Source organism: Niastella koreensis GR20-10 (assembly GCF_000246855.1).
Classification (GTDB): Bacteria; Bacteroidota; Bacteroidia; order Chitinophagales; family Chitinophagaceae; genus Niastella; species Niastella koreensis.
Genome location: NC_016609.1, coordinates 8704494 through 8725432 on the forward strand (window position 1 = coordinate 8704494; position 20939 = coordinate 8725432).

Here is a 20939-nt window from a genome sequence, read left to right on the forward strand (position 1 = left end):
ATCAATATCTAATCAACTTAGAAAGTATATCTCAAACCAGCTTGCATTTGGTAACGTGAGCCGAAGAGATCCATTGAATATGGTGTGCCTGGGTTGGTCCAGGTATAGGTTGGGTAAGCGCCGGCAGTAGCAGGAGCTGTAACCTTTAAACCTGTTGATGCCATTGAGTTAAACGTATTGGGTGAGAAATAAACTCTGCCCCATTTACTGTTCAGCAAATTGGTGAGGTTCACAATATCATAGGTAAATGTGATCGTGTGGGTGCTCTTTCCAACACTTAAGTTGAAATCCTGTGAAAGACGCATGTCCAGCTGTGTATTCCAGGGTGTACGTCCGCCATTGCGTTGTGTGAAATCACCACGACGGGTTTTCAGATACTTATCGCTGTTTACGTAGTTGTCAAAAGCAGTGGCCATTGTCTGATCTTTAAAGAACGAACCCAGCTCTTCTGTTTTTGGAATGTAAACCAGGCTTTGTGACTGACCGGTTCCATCATAAGTGGTGTTAACCAATCCATATGAGAAAGGTACTCCGGAAGCAGCGCTGAAGAAGAATTGAACGGTGGTAATATATTTCTTCGCATTGTTCCAGTCAAGTCTGTAATTAACGGTAGAAACGATCCTGTGACGGATATCAAAGTTAGAATAAGCCAAACCGGGGTTGTTGGGGCTCAATGACTGGTTCAACTGCCAGTTAGATTCCATGGAGTTACGGATACCATTGGTGATATCTTTTGACTGACCATAAGTATAAGCCGCAGTTACAGCAAGACCAAAATCAAATGTCTTGTTCACCTGGCCGGTGATGCTGTATCTGTTTCCCTGTTTGGTATTGCTTAACAAATAAGCGTTGGTATATAATGGATTGATCTTTGCACCTGAGTAAATAGGTTGTTGATGTTTGGTATCATACACCCAGTAAGTAGGATTATCAACATAGTTGATCTGTTGGAACTTCAGGTCATAAAGTACCTTGGTATAAATTCCTTCCAGGGTGAATTTCCATCCGCCAGGGATCGTATAATCAAAAGCCAGGCTGCTGCGCCATACCTGTGGCATTTTAAATTTGTTGTCAACTAAGTCAACCTGGGTAGCACCGGTGGGGTCATTAACATCCTTCTTTTGATTCTTTACAAAGTTCGCTTCGCCTATGTTGCTGCTGAGAGCGTCTTTGATAGGATCAGAACCGGCAGTATAGGGTGTAGAAGAGCGTTGGTCATAGGCGCCGAAGGTAACGCCGTTGTTATAATAGGCATAACCTAACCAGGCGAATGGTATACGGCCAGTGAAGATGCCGCTACCGCCTCTGATGATAAAGCGCTGATTGCCCATTACATCATAATTGAATCCGAGGCGGGGTGAAATCTGTACTTGTCCCAGGAAGTCGTTTTTGATATCCTTTGGCAGGGTATAAGTATACGTGTTGCCGTAGTTAGGATCAACAGGAGCTCCGGTTGTTTTGGTACTGAGCGGTTGTTTGTTTGGCAAAGAAGCCAGGTCAGCCCTGATACCAGGAGTCAGTTTTAACTTGCCCACGCGGATCTCATCCTGTGCATACAAACTGTACAGGTTGATCTTGAATGCGGCAGGGGGATGACTCATGATATAATCACGGGTATTATCGGTATAGTTATAGTTGGTTCTAACCCGGTTAGGATTGTTATTGAGGAAGTCGTTCACACTGCTGTAAGCAACGCGGCCGTTCCAGGAATTTACAAATCCATAGGTAATGTCATAAAACTCGTTGTGTGTGCCAAATGTAAAGGTGTTCATCCCTTTAACCCAGGTAAAGTTGTCGGTGAACTCATAGGTCTTCTGTTTCATGTTGAAGATGGCCCCTTCTCTATCGGTACCCAAAAAGATGGTACCGCCATTGGAAGCGATCTCAACCTGTGGTAAAGATGGATTAGAAGAAGGCTCTCTGTAATCATGAATGTTTGAGTAACCCAGCACCAGGCTGTTAGACAAAGCACTATTGAAATTTGATTTCAACTCCATTACAGTAGAAGACTGATTATTCACCTGTTTGAAATCAATACTACCAAAACGGAAGTTCTGTTGGTCGCGCTCCAGGTTGGTAGCTTCTGACCTGATCGTATTATTTCTGAGCGACAACCGGTGTTTAGGGCTGATCACCCAGTCTATACGGTTGAAGAATTTGGTAGAATTAGAGTAGATAGAAGTATTTCCATAAGCGCCGGCGCCATTTGAAAGGCCATATTTATTGCGCATTACCGAATCGATAGATTGGGCCTGGGCAAGGGAAATAACCGGGTTATCTGCAGAACCAGCGGCCAGGATAACAGGGTCTACCCGGCGGGTGATCTCTTCATTGGTAAAAAAGAAAAGCTTGTTCTTGATAATGGGAAGACCTACTCTGAAACCGCTTTGATACTCGTGGAAATCGGTAGGCAGGCTGCTTTTATCACCGGCGTTGTTAGGTCCTACCAGGAAGGCTGCACGGCCAAAGCCATATACTGAACCGTGAACCTGGTTGCTACCGCTACGGGTTACGGCATTGATACTGCCTCCAAGGAAGTTACCGATCTTAACATCATATGGAGTAAGATATACCTGAACGTCCTGGATAGCATCCAGCGATACCGGGTTGGTACGGGTACTGCTGCCTGGTTGTCCGGATGAGTTGGTTTGACCTCCTAATGAAGGACTGAACCCGATAGCGTCGTTATTGATAGCGCCATCGATGGTAACGTTGTTATAGCGGAAGTTGGTACCGGCAAATGAGTTGTTATTGCTCTGCGGAGTAATTTTTGTCATATCCTGCAGGCTTCTGCTTAACGTGGGCATATTCTTGATCTGGTTTTGCCCTACCGTTAAATTAGCCCCACCTTTTATACCGCGGCTGGCAGAAATGGTAACCTCTGTTAAGGTTTTAGACGATTCCTCCAATTTCGGGTTGATGGTGTTGGAACCCAGTGTAAGGGTTACATTACTTCTGTCATCATTGGCAAAACCAATTGATGAAAAGCTAATGGTGTAAGGGCCGCCGGGTTGCAGGTTATTTACGAAATAATAACCTTTGCTATTACTGGCTGCTTTGGTAGTAAATCCTGTAGGCTCATGTACCAGCGTAATGGTCACTCCTTCCAATGGAGCGCCTTTGCTGTCTTTGATCACGCCCTCAAGCGAAGCGATTGTTTCCTGCGCATACAAATCAGGAAACACATTACATAGACAAAAAACCAAAAGTAGTCGTGTAATTAGTTTTGCGATGTTCATATAAAGTGGGTTGATTTCTTTTGTACGGTAACTGTTATGAATTAATAAGACTAAACCTTTGAACAAATTTGCTGGCAAATGCGCAGGTTGATACGGGCGTTGCGCTGGATCTTCTGATACTCACTTACCAGGTGTTTAAGTTGTTTTGTTTTGGAATCATATTCAGCGAATATATTTTCAAGTAAAAACAACTCTTTTTTTAGTTCGGTAACGATTGCTTTTGCCGAAAAATCATGCAAACCAACGACTTCCAGTTTCTTAATAAAGTCGTCCATGGTTTGGGAAAAACCCATGTGCTGGGATGATGAAATATTTGCCATACCCATTGTTGTGGTTGACGGAATAACGCATCAATGATGCGCTTTTAGAAAAGGCCGGCGTTTTAACTTTAGGGGGTCAGATTTATGATTGGCTATCCGGAGGGTTGTAATCAGGATTAGAATGATCTTCAAAAAGGAACCGGGTATTTCTTAACGATGGGCAAAAATTGTTTGGTTGCTCACCAGCTGCATGTACGGTAATACCTTTTTCGTAATCTGTTGTAAAGGTCTTTAATGTGATATGACTGAGATGGTTCTTTGAACGGGGCCTGTCGTCGGTTTTGCCTTCTTTGATCAGGTTGTCGTCATTAAACAGTTTCTCCAGGATGAACTCCGACATAGAATCGATATCATCATATCTTTCTACATCAGCCCAGCCAATGCTATTGGTTAAATGATCCAGGTCTACACTTACATCCAATGTATGCAGTGCAACCAGGAAGACAATTAGTCTTGAAATGCGATATCTAATCAGGGCTTTCAATGAGCCGCAAAGCTATTTTAACTTTAATTTACAGGCACAGGCTGGAGTATTATCAAATTGTTACGCGGTGTTATGGAATTGTTACCAGTTTCGTTTTTCAGGGGAAGCATAATGATTTTAATCATAAAATACCCGCAATTTGCTTCTATCTTTGCGTTCGTTTTGAAGTATGTTACCATTATATTAATGTTTTTGGGACTGTTTGTTCAAACTTTCAATAAGCTGTTTATTGTATTGGACCTTCAGCTTAACGGCAGCTATATTGCCAAAAACCTGTGTGAGAACCGGAACAAACCCCAAATGCATTGTAATGGGAAGTGCCACAGGATGAAGGTGATGAAGCAGGAGCAGAAAAAAGACCAGGACAATCCCGAGCGCAAGGCGGAAAACAAATTCGAGATATTTTTTGCTAACTGCCTGCAAACAAAGCTTATCCCCGCCATTAATAACACCACCATCAGCTATCCGCATATAAAAGAGGTTACTTACGCAGGTTTCCCGGTCGCTGCGTTCCATCCCCCGCAGGTATAATGTTTTATCAGAATCAATTGTCCATTCAGTGAACATACTGATAGGGCGAACGTGTGCTATTTATAATTTTTCAAACCGCTTTTAAGAAAGGCATATGAAATACCTGATTCCCTTTATTATCATTATATATTGTACCGGATGTATGAATACCCCGGCGAAGCCATTGATTGCGCCGGAACAGGCGGTACAAATTGATGCTGTTCCCGGCCAGTGCCCCTTCCTTACCAAAGATGAAAACGGCAATACCGTCATGAGCTGGGTGCGCATGGTAAATGACAGTACCTCTGCATTTTGCTATGCCATTTGTACAAATGGAAAAACCTTTGGGGCGCCGGTGGTGATCCCCAACAGCGGAAATATTCAGCCCCATGGCGAAAACCTGCCCAAGATCATCTTTAAACCCTCGCATGAAATAATTGCTTTATGGGGAGCTGCCAACGCCAATCCCCGGAATAAATATTCAGGCCTGGTGTATTATGTACAGTCGTTTGATGCCGGAAAAAGCTGGACGGCTCCCAGGTCGCTGGTTACCGATACCGCCAGTTACGATCAGCGCTATTACGACATCGCTTTATTGCCCAATGGCGAAGCGGGTATTGTTTGGCTCGATAACCGGAAAACCATCACAAAGAAAGGCTCAGCCCTGTATTTTGCAACTACGCAGGGTAAGAATGGTTTTGCAAATGCGCGGTTAATCAGTCAGCCCTGTTGCCAGTGCTGCCGTACCGATCTGTTTGTTGATAAAAAAGGAAGTATGCATGTGCTGTACCGCGGTATTATCAATGACAGCATTCGTGATATGGTGCATATGGTGTCAACTGATGCCGGCCAATCCTTTTCAGCGCCTGAAAGGATCAGCAATGACAACTGGGTGTTGAATGGTTGCCCGCACACGGGGCCGGCCATGACGGAAAATGCAGACGGCCTGCACTTCTCCTGGTTTACCGGCGGAAAAATAAAGGGTTGTTTTTATACCAGGTCAACCGATAATGGTAAGACCTTTGTGCAACATGACAGTGTAAGTTCACAAGGCTCGCATCCCCAGCTGGCTTCGTTAACCAATGGAACGGTAGTGATTGTTTGGGATGAATCGAAAGTGGTAAACAGTAAGGTTAGTAAAAAAATAGGCATCCAGGTGAGAGATATAGATGGAAAAAGCAAAGGGCTGAATTTTTTAACCGCCGACAGTTCGTCTGCCAGCTTCCCGGTACTGTCATCATTAAACGATCATCAGTCGATGGTGGCCTATACCCTGAACAGTGGTGATAAACCTTTTGTAACCTATCAACTGGTAGATATCAATTAAAACAGAACCGATGAAATTATATGTATTGTTAGCCCTGCCTGTAATAACGGTATTGTTTGCCTGTAAGAACAGCAGCGATGCAAAGGCTGTTGAAACTGCCCATAAAGATTCAGCAACGGTGACAAAACCCAAACAGCCTTTTGAGGGCGTTGCATTTGCCAGTAAAATGGACCTGGCCTGCGGCATGATGCTATCGGCGGGAGTAACCGATACTGCTCATTATAAAGATAAAATTTACGGTTTCTGTTCTAAGGAGTGTAAAGAAGATTTTCTTAAAACGCCGGAAGCGTTTTTAGCTTCAAAATACAGGAAGTAAAGAATCTCAAATACCTATTCCGCAGGTTGTTCCAATGGAAGAAAACACCGGAAGGTGGCGCCTTTTCCGGGTGCCCCTTCTGCTGATATATAGCCGCCGTGGGCATTGGCTATCTTCTGACAAATAGTACGTCCCGTACCTGAACCCCGGTATGCTTCGCGCGGGTGCAGGCGCCCGAAGATGGTGAACATTTTATCGGCATCGGCCTGGTTGAAGCCAATGCCATTATCTGTTACGCTGATACATAAAAATTGTTGTTTGTTTTACCGGGCATTGTTAGCAGGTTTATTGGTGCATGTCATATAACCGAAATTATATACCGGGGATTGCCTATGTTTGCCTGATGAGCAAAGCCCAGGAAACGGCCCGGTTTAAAGAGATCAACAAGGCTTTTTTATCACCCAATTCAAAAATAGTACTGATTGCCTCGCACCGGGGCATGCACTATGATTTTCCCGAGAACTCAATACCTGCGTTTGAAAAGGCCATTGAGCTGGGCATTGATGTTATTGAAATAGATATCCGGCATACAAAAGACAATTCGCTGGTAATTATGCACGACGCTACCGTTGACCGGATGACCAATGGCAAAGGCCGGGTTGATGAATATACTTTTGATGAGTTGAGAAAGCTGCGCCTGCAATTCAACGGACGGTTAACCGATGAAAAAATTCCCACCCTCGAAGAAGTATTGACGATGGCAAAAGGAAAGATCCTGGTTGACCTGGATATAAAAACCAACTGTCTCCCCCTGGTTGTGCAGCTTGTGCAACAAACGCAAACCGAAAACACCTGCTTTTTCTTTTTAAACCAGCCCTTCCATGACAAAAATTTGAAGGAGAAAAAACCGGAATTGCGAACACTGGTAAGAACGCATAGCGAAGCCAATGTTGACTCGGTATTTACGGTAACCCAAACCGAAGCGGTACACATTGATCAAAAACATAATACTGTAGCCGTGACCACAAAAATAAAAAACAACGGCGCCCGGGTTTGGATCAATGCCCTGGGCGAGGTAGATAAAAAAGCAGCCGCCGGCGACCTGGAAGCGTATGGCGAATTACTGAATAATGGCGCCAATATGGTCCAGACCGATCATCCCATGCTGTTGATGCATTACCTGAAAAGTAAAGATCTGTATTTCTCCCCCTTTTGACATGCAACCGGCATTCGAGCTGTCTGCAAAATCGCGAGTTCACTCATTACTGACTACTCACTACTTCTTATCTCGCTCTATTACCAATCCCTGCTGCGGTTCACGCAACAGAATGCTGTTTTCATCCAGCAGTTTTTTCAACCTTTCATTCGGTACACTATCCAGCAGTTCATTGCGCAGGTAAAAGCTTTTCACTTTGGCAGGGCCCTTGTACCAATTGATGATCTTGCAACGGCAGCTCGCATTCTCCAGCGTATTGATCACTTCTTCCACCTTGCCACCACCGCCTTGTTTTTCATATACTTCTCTTATCCCGATGATCTGGTTACGCGGCCCGATATCAAAATTCCATGAGGCAGAAATAACCGGGAGAAAAGGCCCCGGCGAATTTAACCGCATCAACGAATGCCGCGGCGATTCAATGCTGTCCTTATTATTTTTTACCGAAGACCGGATGGATACCAGCCAGGGCGCTTCAAACTGCATATAGCCCACGTGATCGAAACTGGCGCCATAGCGGATGAAGGTAAAGTACCCGTCTTTATATTTTACATCCAGGATGTTCGACACCACCATATGGTACCGGTTGTTATCGGAAATACGCGCCTGGGGAGAACCGGTATAACACAACCAGATCCCTTCCAGGCTATCGATCTCGGCCTGGGTAGGCGTATAAGGCAGCAACTGCATGTCTTTTTGAATGGTGCTGAGTTGTTGGCTGGTTTTGTTCCATTGGTAGAAAAGAAAGCCGAGCGCCAGCAACAGAATCAGCAATACAGACCAGAATATTTTTGTTGGAATACCGGTGGGCGGCGCGGGCGAAACAACTTTTACCACGGATGGAAAAGTTTCCGGTTCGGCCGCTTCTTCTTTTACCAGCAGGTCTGCATCAACCGGGTTGGCCTCGAACCCTTTTCTGCCCACTCCATATAAATATATATAACAGGCATCAACCAAAAACGAACGTGGATTGGCGACTATGCGATTGAAGTAGGCGTCCTTGATCTGGTTACCCGTAATATCATATTTGCGAAAAGGATATTCCAGGTTCTTGTGATTATAGTCTGGCGGGTAAACTTCATGCTGCAACGAGCCGGCGGTGTTGGGCAGGTTGTTGCTGATGTCACTGAGCTTCCTGGCTACTTCCTCATAATTTTTCCGGTTTGAATTACGCGTAACAGACTGCCCCGTCCGGGTCTCGAACTGCTCAAGCACTTTTGTCAACAGGCATACGATTTCCTCTTTTCCTGTTTTTAGTTGCATTTAAAGATTTGATATATAGTGAGTTGAAAAAATCCAGAAATTTAAAACCCTTTCCAGAAACGGGGTTAATATTCTTGGAAGCCGTTAAGTTGGCCACTTTTGATTGAAACCCCTGCCTGTGTATCTAAATTCGGTTATGCGATGCCTCGCCGGTCAAAAATCTGATTTTTTTCCGGATTTTCTAAATACGGTTGTGGCAGAACATATTTACCAAATAACTAATCGATTGCTGCTATGCGAAACAAGATCCTCCCAAGCGTCTTCCTTATTTGCACGCTGTGCTGTTGGTTTGTACTACCAGCCCTCGCACAAACAAAAACAATAACCGGTACGGTGGTGGATGATAAGAACGAGCCCGTGCAAGGCGCATCTGTGAGCGTGAAAGGTGGTTCCGCTTCTACTGTTACCGATAACAAAGGCATTTTTTCCATTACCATGCCGGTGGTAAGCACCACGCTGGAGATAACCCATGTGGGTTTTGAAATGAAAGAAGTGTTCCTGGGCAACCAGGTTAAACTAACCATCAGCATTATTCCTGCCGCAGCCAATATGCAGGCGGTGGTGATAACGGCCCTGGGTTTTGAAGCTAAAAAAGACCGGGTGGGGTATGCTTCTTCCAGCATTTCGGCCAACCAGCTCAGTAATTCAGGTGAAGTAGGATTGGTGGATGCATTGAGTGGTAAAGCTTCGGGCGTGCGGGTATCGCGCACCTCCGGCGATCCCGGCGCGGCTTCGCAGATCCTCATTCGCGGACAAAGCACCATTACCCGCGGAACCGATCCCCTGATAGTGGTGGACGGTGTGCCGGTGAATGGCGGCGCCCGCAACGAAAGCAGCGGCGGTACTACCCAGCAAAGCCGGTTGAATGATATTAATCCCGATGATATTGCCAACATCCAGGTGTTGAAAGGCGCTTCTGCCGCAGCCCTTTGGGGAACCAAGGCTGCCAATGGCGTTATCATGATAACCACGAAAAAAGGTTCTGGACAGAATAGCATCTCGTTCAAATCAACTAACTCCATCGATCGCGTGAGTGCATTTTATGATCTGCAGGATAAATACGGTCAGGGTACCAACGGCGCCTGGGCAGCAAACAATACCCGCAGCTGGGGCGATCGCATTGAAGACCGCGCCGGTGGCGACGATGCTGTAAATACAAATGGGGCTTACTTTAACGCCAACAACGGTAAGACCTATTACGGAATAACCGCCAAAAACGCCAAAGACGTTTACCTGAAAAGTAATTACGATGGGGTGCTGGGCACCGGACATTACCTGGATAATTCATTAAGCATGAGTGGCGGCGATAGCAGATCGAGCTATTTCTTCAGCCTGAACGATCTGAACCAGAAAGGGATTTTTAAAAAGGGAAGCGGTTATCACAGAACAGGCGCCCGGATAAATGTGACCAAAGAAATTTATAAATGGTTATCCATTAGCAATAAAGCCAGTTATACGCTCGTCAATTCAGACCGGCAGCAAACCGGCGTAAACAATGCCGGTTTTATGATCGGGTTATTGCGCACCCCGCCCGATTTCGACAACTCAGGTTACATAGGAAGTTATGCAGCAGCCCCTGGCGGCGCGTTGATCGAAGGCCGCCAGCGCAGCTACCGGAACTATATAGGCGCCAGCGCCAATCCCGGTTTCAATAATCCCTTGTGGGACCTGTACCAACTCACCAATACCAGCCAGGTGAACCGCTTTATCAATTCGGCCGAGATCAACATTAAACCGGTTGACTGGTTCACCTTAACCACCCGTGCGGGGGTTGATTTTTTTACCGATCACCAGGTGAACTATTTTCCCTACTTCAGTACCAATGGCAACTTTGGGATCTATAACCGCTCGGAATATTCTGAAATGCAGTTCAACCTGGATGTGATTGCCCGCGCGGAGAAAAACTTTAGTGAGAATTTTACCGTGAATGGATTGGTAGGGTTCAACTACAATGCATTGAACACTGCCACGCTGGGCGCCAATTCGCAAAACTTCATCATCCCTACCGGACCGGAAGATTTTGGGAATGCAACGCCAACCAATATTTCGGTTGATGATTCGTATTTAAAAAGAAGAAGCAATGCCGGTTATGCCAGCGCCGGTATAGGTGTGTTCGATCAGTTATACCTCAATGCAACGGGCAGGCTGGAAGCCGCTTCTACCTTCGGTACTTTATCGAACAACCGGTTCTTTTATCCTTCCGCCGATATTGCCTGGCAGTTTTCGCAACTGGATGCCGTGCGTGAATTATCGTTTTTGTCGTTCGGTAAAGTAAGGGCTTCTTATGGCGTGGTAGGTATACAGCCCCAGGCCTACCAAACGGCTACCAATTTTGTTACCCGCACGTTTATAGATGGCTGGGGTGGTTTGCTGGATCCCAGTTTGTATGGCACCGGCACCTATATTCAAAGCGTGAACCGTGGTAATGCTTATTTAAAACCTGAACGTAAAGAAGAGTTTGAATTAGGGACCGATCTGCGTTTCTTCAACAACCGGCTTTCAACCAGCGTAACTTATTATAAAAATAAAACGGTAGATGCCCTTATCAATATTTCGCAGGCCGCCTCTACCGGGTTCGATAACCTGTATGCCAATGCCGGCAGCATTCAAAACAGGGGCGTGGAAGTAGATGTGTCGTATGCCCTTGTACGTAAAAAAGACTGGGACGCAGGCATCAGCGTAAACTTTACAAAGAATAAAAATAAGGTATTGAACCTGAGCGGCGCAGGTTCCATTAATCTGGGTGGAACCGCAGGGATCTCTTCCCGCGCAGTAGAAGGTTATGCATTGGGTGAGCTGTATTCCATTCCCTGGGTGCGCGATGGAAAAGGTAATCTGCAGCTCGATGCCAATGGGTTTCCTACGCCGGATGTAACCTCAGTAGCCATTGGCGATCCCAATCCCGATTGGCGCGGCGGGGTAAGCTTTAACCTGCGTTACAAGAACCTTACCCTGAGCGCCCTGGTGGAGCATTCACAGGGTGGGGTAGTGGCCAATGGTACCGAAGCCGTGTTGCTCGATTATGGCACCAGCGCTACCACTGCCAATGTATCAGTAGCACCTACTGATCTTAAAAGATATAATGGAGCCATCATTCCCGCCGGTACCAGCTTCCGTGGAAATATCAGGGATTTTGGGGCGGGCAATGTAGCGCTTGACCAGGCCTGGTATACCGGTGCAGGCGGTTTCTTTGGCAATGTGGGCGAACAGTTTCTGGAAGATGCCACCTGGACGCGTTTTCGCGAACTGAACCTGGCTTATACTATACAATCGGGCCGGTTGCGCAAAATGGCAGGGGTGAAATCATTGGGAATAGAATTAAGCGGAAGGAACCTGCTGTTGTTCAGCAAGGTGAACGGCTACGATCCTGATAGCAATGTAGCCGGTTCTACTTCCGCCCGCGGGGTGGTGTATTTTGTGAATCCGCCAACGCGGTCTTATCTGTTCACCCTGAAATTGAATTTCTAACCATTAACTGCCTAATTATGACCAAGCATATAATCACAGTATTTATAATCCTAACAGCCATTTGCAGCGGCTCGTGCAAAAAAGCGGTAGATGGATTTAATACCGATCCCAATAACCCGCTCGATGCCGATGCCATTACCATGCTTACCGGTGTGGAAGTAGGTAACATGGGTAACCAGGAAGGGGAACTGGCCCGCCTGGCCGGGATGTGGTGCGGCTATTTTACCGGTGAACAACAACAATACCAGGCATTTTATCAGTACCTTATTATCGCCCGTAACTATGACGACTCGTGGCAGCGCATCTTCAGCGGTGTGTTAAAGAACGACCGACTGATAAAGCAAAAAGCGTATGCCGTAAACAATATGCGATTGGTAGGGGTGGCCCAGGTAATAGAAGCCAATACCATGGGCACCGCTACCGCGCTGTGGGGTGATGTTCCTTTTAAACAGGCTGCCAATGATGAGTATCCCAACCCGGCGTATGATGCGCAGACCGATGTATATGGTTATATTCAATCTTTGCTCGATAGCGCCATCGTGAACCTCGCTTCTACTTCCTTTATCGATTTCTCCCTCCAGGATATTCACTTTGCGGGTAACAACACCAAGTGGACCCAAACTGCCTGGACGCTGAAAGCAAGGTATTATTTACAGGCAAAGCAATATGACAAGGCGCTGGCAGCAGCGGCCAATGGTATCAATACCGCTGCCAACAATTGGGTAGCACCGCATACCGCTGCTGGTAAAGGATCATACAATTTGTATTACCAGTTTTTTGTGCAGGACAGACCCACGTGGTTAACTGCCACCAATGCATTTGCAGTTTCCTTATTGAATTCAGCCAATGCAAAATACCGGGGCAATACAAAAACAGTTGAAAAAAGCCGGTACAATTACCTGTACAGTTCAGCCACCAATCCCAATTACACCACCAACGGGTTTTATTACCAAACCATGGCCTTTCCGCTGGCTACCTATGCCGAAAACCTGTTGATCCTGGCCGAAGCCGATACCCGGGTGAATGGATTTACCAATGGCTTAACCCGGTTAAATGCATTCAGAACCTATATGAGCACCGGTGGTTATATTGGCGCCACGTATCTCACAGCAGGGAATTATAAATATGATGCATACGTAGCGGCCGACTTTACAGCCGGTGGCATCGAGAACGGCGGTGCTGCGCCCCTTACGCAGGACAGGGCCTTGTTGCGCGAGATTATGGAAGAACGGTATATTACCTTTATTGGACAAATAGAAGGGTACAACGACCTGCGCAGAACCTTTAATGAAACGGATATCCGGGTGCCTGTACAACCCAATACCGGTGCGCAGATCCCCAAACGCTTTTTGTATCCACAAGTAGAAGTAGACCTGAACACATCTACCCCAAATCCCATACCTTCACTGTTTACGGCAACACCTGTAAATCAGTAGCATAAAACGATTGGATGAAAACCGTATTTGCAGTCATAGCATCTTTAATAATAGGTTGTGCACAGGCGCAACTGGTGATCCCACTATACAGTGGAAAGATTCCCGGCAACGTATCTGATCTCGATAATGAAAAATCACTGACACCCGAAAAGGGAAGGCCTTCGGTGATCAATGTAAGCCACCCTTCCCTGATCGCTTATTTGCCCAAAACGCCCAATGCAGCAAAACCGGCGGTTATAATTTGCCCCGGTGGCGGCTATGTTCGACTGACCATTGAAGATGGTGGTTATGAAGTGGCAAAATCACTGGCAGACTCGGGTGTGGCAGCTTTTGTTTTGAAATACCGTACCTGGCAGGATAGCACCTTCAGCAATTATCGCAACCTGCCTTTTAACGATCTGCAACAGGCATTATCGCTGGTGTATAACCGCGCAGGGGAGTGGAACATAGATACCACCAAGATCGGGTTACTCGGTTTTTCTGCCGGCGGTCACCTCGCTGCGATGGGGGCCACTTCCAAAACCGGAAAAAGAACGGCGTTTACCATTCTGGCCTACCCGGTGATCAGCTTTACCGATTCACTGGTATCGCCTACGTTGAAATCGCGTTCCTCTTTATTAGGAAAGCAATTTACCGAAGCAGACAAAATTCAATATTCACCCGAACTGCAGGTAAGCGCCAGCACGCCACCTGCCTTCCTGGTACATGCGCAGGACGACAGCACCTCGTGGGTGGGCAACAGCATTGCCTATTACAAAGCATTGACAGCAAAAAAGATAACCGGTGAATTAATGATCTATCCCAGGGGCGGACATGGTTTTGCCATGTATGACAAAGCCATGGGCGAATCGTGGTTGCCCCAGGCAATGAAATGGCTTGGCCTGAACGGGTTTTATAAACCAGGGACCCCTCAACCCAAACCGGCGCAGGCAGCGCCCCCGTTTTACAATGATATACTTGCGTTTAAAAAGTTAGATTCAGAGCAACCTCCCGCGCCTAACAGCATTTTGCTGGTAGGCAGTTCATCCTTTACCCGTTGGAAAGATGTGAATGACTATTTTCCAGGCTACCCTATTATCAATCGCGGTTTTGGCGGTTCTGTTTTGACCGATGTGATCAGGTATGCGTACGATGTTATCCTGCCCTGCAAACCCAAACAGGTGTTGATCTACTGTGGCGAAAATGATCTGGCATCCGGCGACAGTATTAGCGCCGCTGCCGTAGTGCAGCGCTTTAAAACATTGTTTGGCATCATCAGGCAGAACCTGCCCAATACCGTGATAAGTTATGTATCAATAAAACCAAGTCCGTCCCGGGCGCAGATCCAGGGCAAAGTAAAAGAAGCCAATAAACAAATTCAGGCCTGGATAAAAACGCAGCCAAAGGCGCAGTTTATAGATATCTACGATTCCATGCTGGATGCAAAAAAGCAAATGCGCGAAGAATTGTATGTGCAGGACCGCCTGCATATGAAACCCGAAGGCTATGCTATTTGGAAAAGAATAATTACACCATACCTGATTAAATAAATATGAAATACCTGAAGATATTGTATGTGCAAGTGATCCTGGGCATCATTGCCGGTATATTGGTTGGCTGGCGGTTTCCCGAATTCTGGCAAAGCGCCAAACTGATCAGCGAAACCTTCATCAACATGATCAGGATGGTGATAACCCCGGTGATCTTTCTCACCATTGTGTTAGGCATCTCCGGCGCCGGTGATATGAAGAAAGTAGGCCGGGTAGGATTAAAATCGCTGGTGTATTTTGAAGTGGTAACCACCCTTGCGTTGGTGATCGGTTTAATAACCGCCAACCTGGTAAAGCCGGGCAAAGGCATAAAAGCCAGTCATACCGCTACACAACAGGTAACAGAAATTTCGGAGCAAGCCAAACACATGAACTGGGGCGAGTTCTTTTCCCATATTGTTCCCTCCAACATTGTTGATGCCTTTGCCAAGGGCGATATTTTACAGGTTTTGTTCTTCAGTGTGCTGTTTGCCATTGGCCTGAAAATGCTGGGTAATTCCGGCAAGGGCCTGCTCACTACCTTCGAGAATTTTAATAAGGTGTTGTTCAATGTGCTGAAGATAGTGATGCGGCTGAGCCCCATTGGCGCTTTTGGCGGTATGGCTTACACCATTGGCAAATTTGGTTTTACAACCCTCATCGTATTGGGAAAACTAATGCTGACCTTCTACCTCACGGGCATTGTTTTCATTTTCGTAGTGCTCAACCTGATCTGCCGGTACTTTGGCATCAGTTTGTGGAAACTATTGGGCTATATAAAAGAAGAAATTTTAATTGTGCTGGGCGCCAGCAGCAGCGAAGCTGTATTGCCTTCTGTGATGCAAAAACTAACCGCGGCTGGTTGTGAAAAAGAAGTGGTGGGGCTGGTAATACCTACCGGGTATAGTTTCAATCTGGATGGCACCACCATTTACCTGAGCATGGGCGTAATTTTCCTGGCGCAGGCATTTAATATCGATCTTTCCCTGGGGCAACAACTAACAGTTATAGGCATACTATTGTTAACCAGTAAAGGCGCCGCCGGCGTTACCGGCAGTGGCTTCATTGTACTGGCCAGCACGCTGACCGCATTAAAGGTAATCCCACTCGAAGGGCTGGCTTTATTAATAGGCGTAGACCGGTTTATGAGTGAAGGCCGGGCTATCATCAATTTCATCGGCAATACCATTGCCACCGTGCTCATTGCCAAAAGCGAAAATGCACTGGACATTACAACCTACCAAACGATTGTTGAAAAGAAAAAGACAACAGTGGCTCCCGGAACGCCAATACCCGAAGCCGTGTAACAATAGGCAATGGACAATAGGCAATAGACAATGGGCAAAATCTCCATTAATTTATTCATTCACGCAAAGCACTCACGTGAGCTGTATTTCATTTGCTAATTTGCACATTAACTTACTCACACCTTGCCCCTACCGTAACAAACGAGTCCCTGGCAGGGAAGGAAAGGGTGCGCATCAGGTTGTCCTTTGTCCATAATTCCAGTGATACCATTTCATTATACTTTACATCATGGATCAGTAACGTATCTACGGCGGTCATTGGACTTAGATAAATAGTATCAGATGCACCATTGGTGGTATTGATAGCATACAATAACTGTTGTGTACAGTTGCCTTCTTTATGTACGATAGTGGAAAATGACACATTCTTAAAAGACTCGGGCGGATACACAAATGCCGGTTTAAAAATGGCGAAGATGATATATAATAAGATGGCGGGCAGGGTAACCAACGCGGCTTTGGTGAAGTTTAGATTCCAGCCTTCAAATAACTTATCATTTAAAAGGAATTCCTGCACCGCATCCTGGTTTTCTTTAAACTTTGGCATTAAAGAATTTCCCCCTTTATTAACATGCTCTTTCAATGACCATTCTGAAAGATTACTCCAGTAATCGCTGATCACTGCTTTTGTTCCTGCATATTTTTTGTATTTATACTGATCATATGAAAACAGGAAAAAGGCATTGATGGCATATTGGGTATCAATTTCTGTATAGGCCGGTGAATTGGCGGGGGTAATGGTTCTTGCTTCATCCAGTAAAGCAAGAATGGTTTCTCTGGCAATTACCTCTGTTTCGGCTGCTAACGAATCTAATAATTGCAGCCGGATGTTATCAGGGAGCTTCTCTTCCTGCAACCAGGGAATCCGGGCTACTTTTAACAAAAGGTCGTGGGTCAATTCAACCGCCGGCTCCCCGCTGGTATTGTTTTTTAAAATTGCATCCAATAACGCCACGGTGAGCGACCATTGTAAACGCGGGTAAATGGCCAGCGAACAAAGCAGTTGAAACAACTTTTTATCGTTCAGGTATTGCTTTACATCCTGTACATTTTTAAATTCCTGGTCTTTCAGGCTGTACAGGCCTTGCAGTCTTTTATGTAACTGCTGTTGCGTGATCTCACCATCTTCTGCAATGGCCTGGGCCAATAAGGCTACCGCCGTTGTTTCAGCGGGAACCAACAGGAAATTATTTTTTTGTAAAAGCGTTTCGTGCAGCGACCAGTCGGGCAGAGGCACCGGTGTGATAATTGACCGGGAATTCCATCTTTGAAAAGGAACTGGCATTTCCAAAAAATGACCGTCGCTGAATAAAAGCAGGTGGTAACCGGCATATTTATCGGCGAGCTTTTCCAATGAGATCGTATTACCATGTTCGTCCTGCACCTGGTTGGGCGTGCCCTGGAAATTATACCTGGCTACTTTTGTTACCGAAGCACATAGGGTGTTCACCAGATGGTTTAAATAGGCATGCCTGTGCGATTGGGGATGTGTATTGTCAACTAAAAAAAGATACTTCCTGTCTTTCCATTCATTCGAATATACCAGGGAGGTAAAACCGGCATTGCGAACGCTTTTATGAATGCTCTTTTGAATATTGAGACCGGGATTGTGTACAGCAGCCTGTTTTTTAAAAAAGCTTTTTATTTTTTGTATAGAAGGCGGCACGTGGATCAGATAATCCCGGTCGGGGAACAGTACGGTTGGTTGTGCCCAGGTGCCTTCCGATTCATAACCCGGGCCAACGAATTTTCTCGTTCCTCCGCGTTTGACAAAAATGGCATCTTCAGCACGTCGCTTTTCTTTCAGGTCCATTTTTTTCCTGTGCTCATACACAACGATCCAGGCCATGATGATGCCTGCAATGGTGCCAAATGTCATCGACAGTTGCAGGTTGATGTCGATAGGTACGGGCCTGATATACCGTTCGGATGCTGTAACCGTAGCGGTAATGGTATGGTTTGTTTTTGCCGGTGCAATAGTTGTGGATGCTTGTGTTTTTACTGGTGAAGCAGGTTTGGCTTCGGGCTTTGCAACAACAGTATCCTGTTTGGGAAGGGTTGTTGGTTTGGCAGCTTCAGGGGTATTGTTTTTATTATTGGTGTACAGGTAAAATACAACGCCTGTAATGACGATCAATAAAAACGCAGCGATCTTTAATGCAAAAACCTGCTTTTTGTGCGTATGCAACCATTGTGTGAACGGGCGAATGGGTGGCGTGACTATTGTTTTTTTCTCTGCAATATAGGCATCTATAATCTGGTGAAGATGTCGCTGGTCCCCGGCATTTTTGGCTATAACCGGTGCAATCAAAAATTTTAACCCGGCAAGCCCCATGTGGGAAACCGAAGTAGTGAGCAGGGCCGATTGAATTTCAAGGATCTGCTGTACGTTCAGTTCGTAGCCGCTGGCTTTTATCAAGGTCAGCAATTCTTCTAAAGGGATCCTATAACTGCTTTTTTGCTTCAATTGATCTGGCTGAGTTTTAATAATTGCTCTATTTCGTCGATGTCTTCCTTTGTCTTAAGCAGTGTATATAAACTTAGCTGCAGGGCTTTCTTTCGTTCGGGCGGTAAGAAAGCAATGGTATGCTCACTAATATCGTCCGTTATCAGTTTTTCCATATGCAACACCTTTAACCAGTCGAGCATTTCGCTGGTAGATGGGGGCTTTACATGGGTTTTACTTCTGATAAGATGGAAGAGTTGTAAGGCACGCTTGTAATGCACCGTAAAATCCATCCCGGAATGGTTGCTTATCTCCGTAAGGAATGGGCTGATGCGTTGTAAAATGATCTTTAACAGATCATCATCAGAAGGGAAGGGAATATGATAGAATAAACATCTGCGCAAAAAAGCATCCGGCAGGTTTCTTTCACTGTTGCTGGTGAGTATTATCAGGATCCTGGTTTTCCGGTGCTCGCTTTTAAACACCTCTTTTTCACATTCGGGTATATAAAAACGATTGTTTTCCATTTCACTTAACAGGTCGTTGGATAACTCCCGGGGCGCCTTGTCTATTTCATCTATCAGCAACACCGAACTTTGCGGTTGTGGGCGAAGGGTATGCAAATTTCTTACACCCGCCAGTCCGAACTTTTCTTCTACCGCCAACCGGCCCCGGGTTTGACCAATGGCCTGGCCCATAGCGGCAAGGCTTATAAATTCCGTTACATTCTTTCTGCCTTCCTTATCCTGGAAGTGAGAAATGGCATCGTAATTATAAAACAGGTCTCTCCCGGTAGAAGTACTCTTTGTATTAAATATAAAGGGAGTTGGAACGAAGGGCGTTAGATTGTCATCCACTTTTGTGCTTAAATACCAGGCCGCCCAGTGAGCCAGCTGGGTTTTCCCCGTTCCCGGCTCGCCGGTGATCAGCAAAGGTTTTCCCAGTTTTAATGCGAGGAAAATGGTAGCCTTTAATGGATTGGTTTCGCTTAAATGATAGTATTCCGGGCTTTTATCATATTCGCCAAAGCCTATTTGAAAGTTTTCTAATGCCATAAGCCGTTTAAAATAAGGCCAAAAGATAGCAAGAGTAGGTTGGTTTTGCAACCCCGGTCACCAACATTTCTACAAATATAATCTGTAGTTTAGCGGTGCCTTTAAAATTATTAACATGAAACAGGTACTTGTTCTACTGATTTTACCAGCGTTATTTATAACAGCTTGTAACAACGATGGCTCCGAAACTGATTCCCAGATGGGGGCATTAAAAAAGAGGAATACGGTAGCCTGCCCGCCCGGTAGTAAACTGGATGTGGCCACCATTGAAAAGATCACCGGCATGAAAGGGGTGGAAAAGAAGGGTGAATACAAGATAACTGTTCCGCAGAACGATCTTAAAATGACGGTGGATGGGTTTAAAATAATTCCGCCCATGGGCTTAAGCAGCTGGGTGGCGTTTACACCCTGCGGTGACAGCGCCATGGTTATGGGCGACCTTATATTAACAGAAATTGATTTAAAATGGGTCCAGCAGGAAGTAGTGAACCAGGGGTTTTCCATCACGGCCATCCACAACCATTTTGTACGCAACCGACCAACAGTGATGTATATGCACATTGACCGTAAAGCCGACATTACCACCCTGGCCAATGGCGTAAAATCAATCCTCAGCAAAATAAAAGAGATCAGAGGTGTCGATCCGGCAGGCGAAAAGGCAGACAGCGTGCAAAATACCCTCAATATTGCCCAGCTCGACAGCATGATGGGGCAGAAGGGGGAAATGAATAAAGGTGTATATAAATATACCATCGGCCGGCCCGATGTGCAATTGCTGGAACATGGCATTCCCGTAAGCAGTTTTATGGGTTTCAATACCTGGGCTGCGTGGCAGGGTACACCAGACAGAGCGGCGGTATGCGGCGATTTTGTGATGCTTGAAGACGAAGTAGCGCCGGTAATAAAGGCATTGGTGGTAAACGGACTGGAAGTAGTGGCCGTTCATAATCATATGGTGCACGAAGAGCCCAAAACGTTTTTCCTGCATTACTGGGGCGTGGGAAATGCCCTACAAATGGCAAAAGGACTACGGTCTGCCCTGAATGAAACCGGGAAAGGCGCGGCTCATTAAAGTACACAAAGTCTTAATTTACATTTCTATAT

16 protein-coding genes are annotated in these 20939 nt (G+C 45.9%); 9 read left to right on the top strand and 7 right to left on the bottom strand.

Translation table 11 applies throughout. From position 1 onward, the window contains the following. Positions 1-17: 17 nt before the first annotated feature. From NIAKO_RS35050 to NIAKO_RS35060, 3 genes are all read right to left on the bottom strand, one after another. Positions 18-3239, bottom strand: coding sequence for a TonB-dependent receptor (locus NIAKO_RS35050; RefSeq protein ID WP_014223252.1), 3222 nt, complete (start codon positions 3237-3239; stop codon positions 18-20). A 50-nt stretch (positions 3240-3289) separates the two neighbouring features. Beyond that, complete coding sequence (locus NIAKO_RS35055; protein WP_014223253.1) at positions 3290-3559, bottom strand: hypothetical protein; 270 nt, start codon at positions 3557-3559, stop codon at positions 3290-3292. Positions 3560-3641: 82 nt separating this feature from the next. Beyond that, positions 3642-4043, bottom strand: coding sequence for a hypothetical protein (locus NIAKO_RS35060; protein WP_014223254.1), 402 nt, complete (start codon positions 4041-4043; stop codon positions 3642-3644). A 192-nt stretch (positions 4044-4235) separates the two neighbouring features. Between NIAKO_RS35060 and NIAKO_RS37500 the strand changes: the two genes are divergently transcribed. From NIAKO_RS37500 to NIAKO_RS35075, 3 genes are all read left to right on the top strand, one after another. After that, positions 4236-4574: a hypothetical protein gene (locus tag NIAKO_RS37500; RefSeq protein ID WP_133055244.1), complete on the top strand. Its 339-nt coding sequence runs from the start codon at positions 4236-4238 to the stop codon at positions 4572-4574. Positions 4575-4668: 94 nt separating this feature from the next. After that, positions 4669-5880, top strand: a complete 1212-nt coding sequence (locus tag NIAKO_RS35070; protein ID WP_014223256.1) for a sialidase family protein — start codon at positions 4669-4671, stop codon at positions 5878-5880. A gap of 10 nt (positions 5881-5890) precedes the next feature. Next, entirely contained in the window at positions 5891-6196 is a 306-nt protein-coding gene (locus tag NIAKO_RS35075; RefSeq protein WP_014223257.1) for a YHS domain-containing protein, read from the top strand. A gap of 14 nt (positions 6197-6210) precedes the next feature. Here NIAKO_RS35075 and NIAKO_RS38025 read toward each other — a convergent pair whose 3' ends face one another. Next, positions 6211-6438, bottom strand: coding sequence for an ATP-binding protein (locus NIAKO_RS38025; protein ID WP_081195818.1), 228 nt, complete (start codon positions 6436-6438; stop codon positions 6211-6213). A 53-nt stretch (positions 6439-6491) separates the two neighbouring features. Here NIAKO_RS38025 and NIAKO_RS35080 point away from each other — a divergent pair, with 53 nt between their 5' ends. After that, complete coding sequence (locus tag NIAKO_RS35080) at positions 6492-7352, top strand: glycerophosphodiester phosphodiesterase family protein (RefSeq protein ID WP_014223258.1); 861 nt, start codon at positions 6492-6494, stop codon at positions 7350-7352. A gap of 60 nt (positions 7353-7412) precedes the next feature. Here the strand turns inward: NIAKO_RS35080 and NIAKO_RS35085 are convergent, their stop codons facing one another. Then, positions 7413-8615 carry a hypothetical protein gene (locus tag NIAKO_RS35085; protein WP_014223259.1) on the bottom strand — a complete coding sequence of 401 codons (1203 nt, stop codon included), beginning with the start codon at positions 8613-8615 and terminating at the stop codon, positions 7413-7415. Positions 8616-8849: 234 nt separating this feature from the next. On the opposite strand from NIAKO_RS35085, the gene NIAKO_RS35090 reads away from it, so the two are divergent. From NIAKO_RS35090 to dctA, 4 genes are read left to right on the top strand one after another with little or no spacing between them, the layout of a single operon-like run. Then, the gene (locus NIAKO_RS35090) at positions 8850-12083 is read left to right on the top strand and encodes a SusC/RagA family TonB-linked outer membrane protein (RefSeq protein ID WP_014223260.1); all 3234 of its coding nucleotides are present in this window, start codon (positions 8850-8852) and stop codon (positions 12081-12083) included. Between the two features lie 17 nt (positions 12084-12100). Next, positions 12101-13519 carry a SusD/RagB family nutrient-binding outer membrane lipoprotein gene (locus NIAKO_RS35095; protein WP_014223261.1) on the top strand — a complete coding sequence of 473 codons (1419 nt, stop codon included), beginning with the start codon at positions 12101-12103 and terminating at the stop codon, positions 13517-13519. A gap of 14 nt (positions 13520-13533) precedes the next feature. Further along, the gene (locus NIAKO_RS37505) at positions 13534-15048 is read left to right on the top strand and encodes a prolyl oligopeptidase family serine peptidase (RefSeq protein ID WP_014223262.1); all 1515 of its coding nucleotides are present in this window, start codon (positions 13534-13536) and stop codon (positions 15046-15048) included. A gap of 2 nt (positions 15049-15050) precedes the next feature. Continuing rightward, positions 15051-16334: a C4-dicarboxylate transporter DctA gene (gene dctA, locus NIAKO_RS35110; protein ID WP_014223263.1), complete on the top strand. Its 1284-nt coding sequence runs from the start codon at positions 15051-15053 to the stop codon at positions 16332-16334. A gap of 112 nt (positions 16335-16446) precedes the next feature. Here the strand turns inward: dctA and NIAKO_RS35115 are convergent, their stop codons facing one another. Together NIAKO_RS35115 and NIAKO_RS35120 are read right to left on the bottom strand one after the other, a co-directional pair. Next, a complete protein-coding gene (locus NIAKO_RS35115) occupies positions 16447-18801 on the bottom strand; it encodes a hypothetical protein (protein WP_014223264.1) in 2355 nt (784 codons plus the stop codon). Beyond that, positions 18798-19835, bottom strand: coding sequence for an AAA family ATPase (locus tag NIAKO_RS35120; RefSeq protein ID WP_014223265.1), 1038 nt, complete (start codon positions 19833-19835; stop codon positions 18798-18800). Before NIAKO_RS35120 ends, NIAKO_RS35115 begins: the two co-directional genes overlap by 4 nt. A gap of 115 nt (positions 19836-19950) precedes the next feature. On the opposite strand from NIAKO_RS35120, the gene NIAKO_RS35125 reads away from it, so the two are divergent. Then, entirely contained in the window at positions 19951-20907 is a 957-nt protein-coding gene (locus tag NIAKO_RS35125) for a DUF1259 domain-containing protein (RefSeq protein ID WP_014223266.1), read from the top strand. Positions 20908-20939 lie beyond the last annotated feature (32 nt).

Excerpts from the sequence above, each read along its gene's own strand:
- NIAKO_RS35050 (WP_014223252.1), bottom strand. The coding sequence starts at position 3,239 with ATGAACATCGCAAAACTAATTACACGACTACTTTTGGTTTTTTGTCTA.
- NIAKO_RS35055 (WP_014223253.1), bottom strand. The coding sequence starts at position 3,559 with ATGGCAAATATTTCATCATCCCAGCACATGGGTTTTTCCCAAACCATG.
- NIAKO_RS35070 (WP_014223256.1), top strand. The coding sequence starts at position 4,669 with ATGAAATACCTGATTCCCTTTATTATCATTATATATTGTACCGGATGT.
- NIAKO_RS35075 (WP_014223257.1), top strand. The coding sequence starts at position 5,891 with ATGAAATTATATGTATTGTTAGCCCTGCCTGTAATAACGGTATTGTTT.
- NIAKO_RS35080 (WP_014223258.1), top strand. The coding sequence starts at position 6,492 with ATGTCATATAACCGAAATTATATACCGGGGATTGCCTATGTTTGCCTG.
- NIAKO_RS35085 (WP_014223259.1), bottom strand. The coding sequence starts at position 8,615 with ATGCAACTAAAAACAGGAAAAGAGGAAATCGTATGCCTGTTGACAAAA.
- NIAKO_RS35090 (WP_014223260.1), top strand. The coding sequence starts at position 8,850 with ATGCGAAACAAGATCCTCCCAAGCGTCTTCCTTATTTGCACGCTGTGC.
- NIAKO_RS35095 (WP_014223261.1), top strand. The coding sequence starts at position 12,101 with ATGACCAAGCATATAATCACAGTATTTATAATCCTAACAGCCATTTGC.
- NIAKO_RS37505 (WP_014223262.1), top strand. The coding sequence starts at position 13,534 with ATGAAAACCGTATTTGCAGTCATAGCATCTTTAATAATAGGTTGTGCA.
- dctA (WP_014223263.1), top strand. The coding sequence starts at position 15,051 with ATGAAATACCTGAAGATATTGTATGTGCAAGTGATCCTGGGCATCATT.
- NIAKO_RS35120 (WP_014223265.1), bottom strand. The coding sequence starts at position 19,835 with ATGGCATTAGAAAACTTTCAAATAGGCTTTGGCGAATATGATAAAAGC.
- NIAKO_RS35125 (WP_014223266.1), top strand. The coding sequence starts at position 19,951 with ATGAAACAGGTACTTGTTCTACTGATTTTACCAGCGTTATTTATAACA.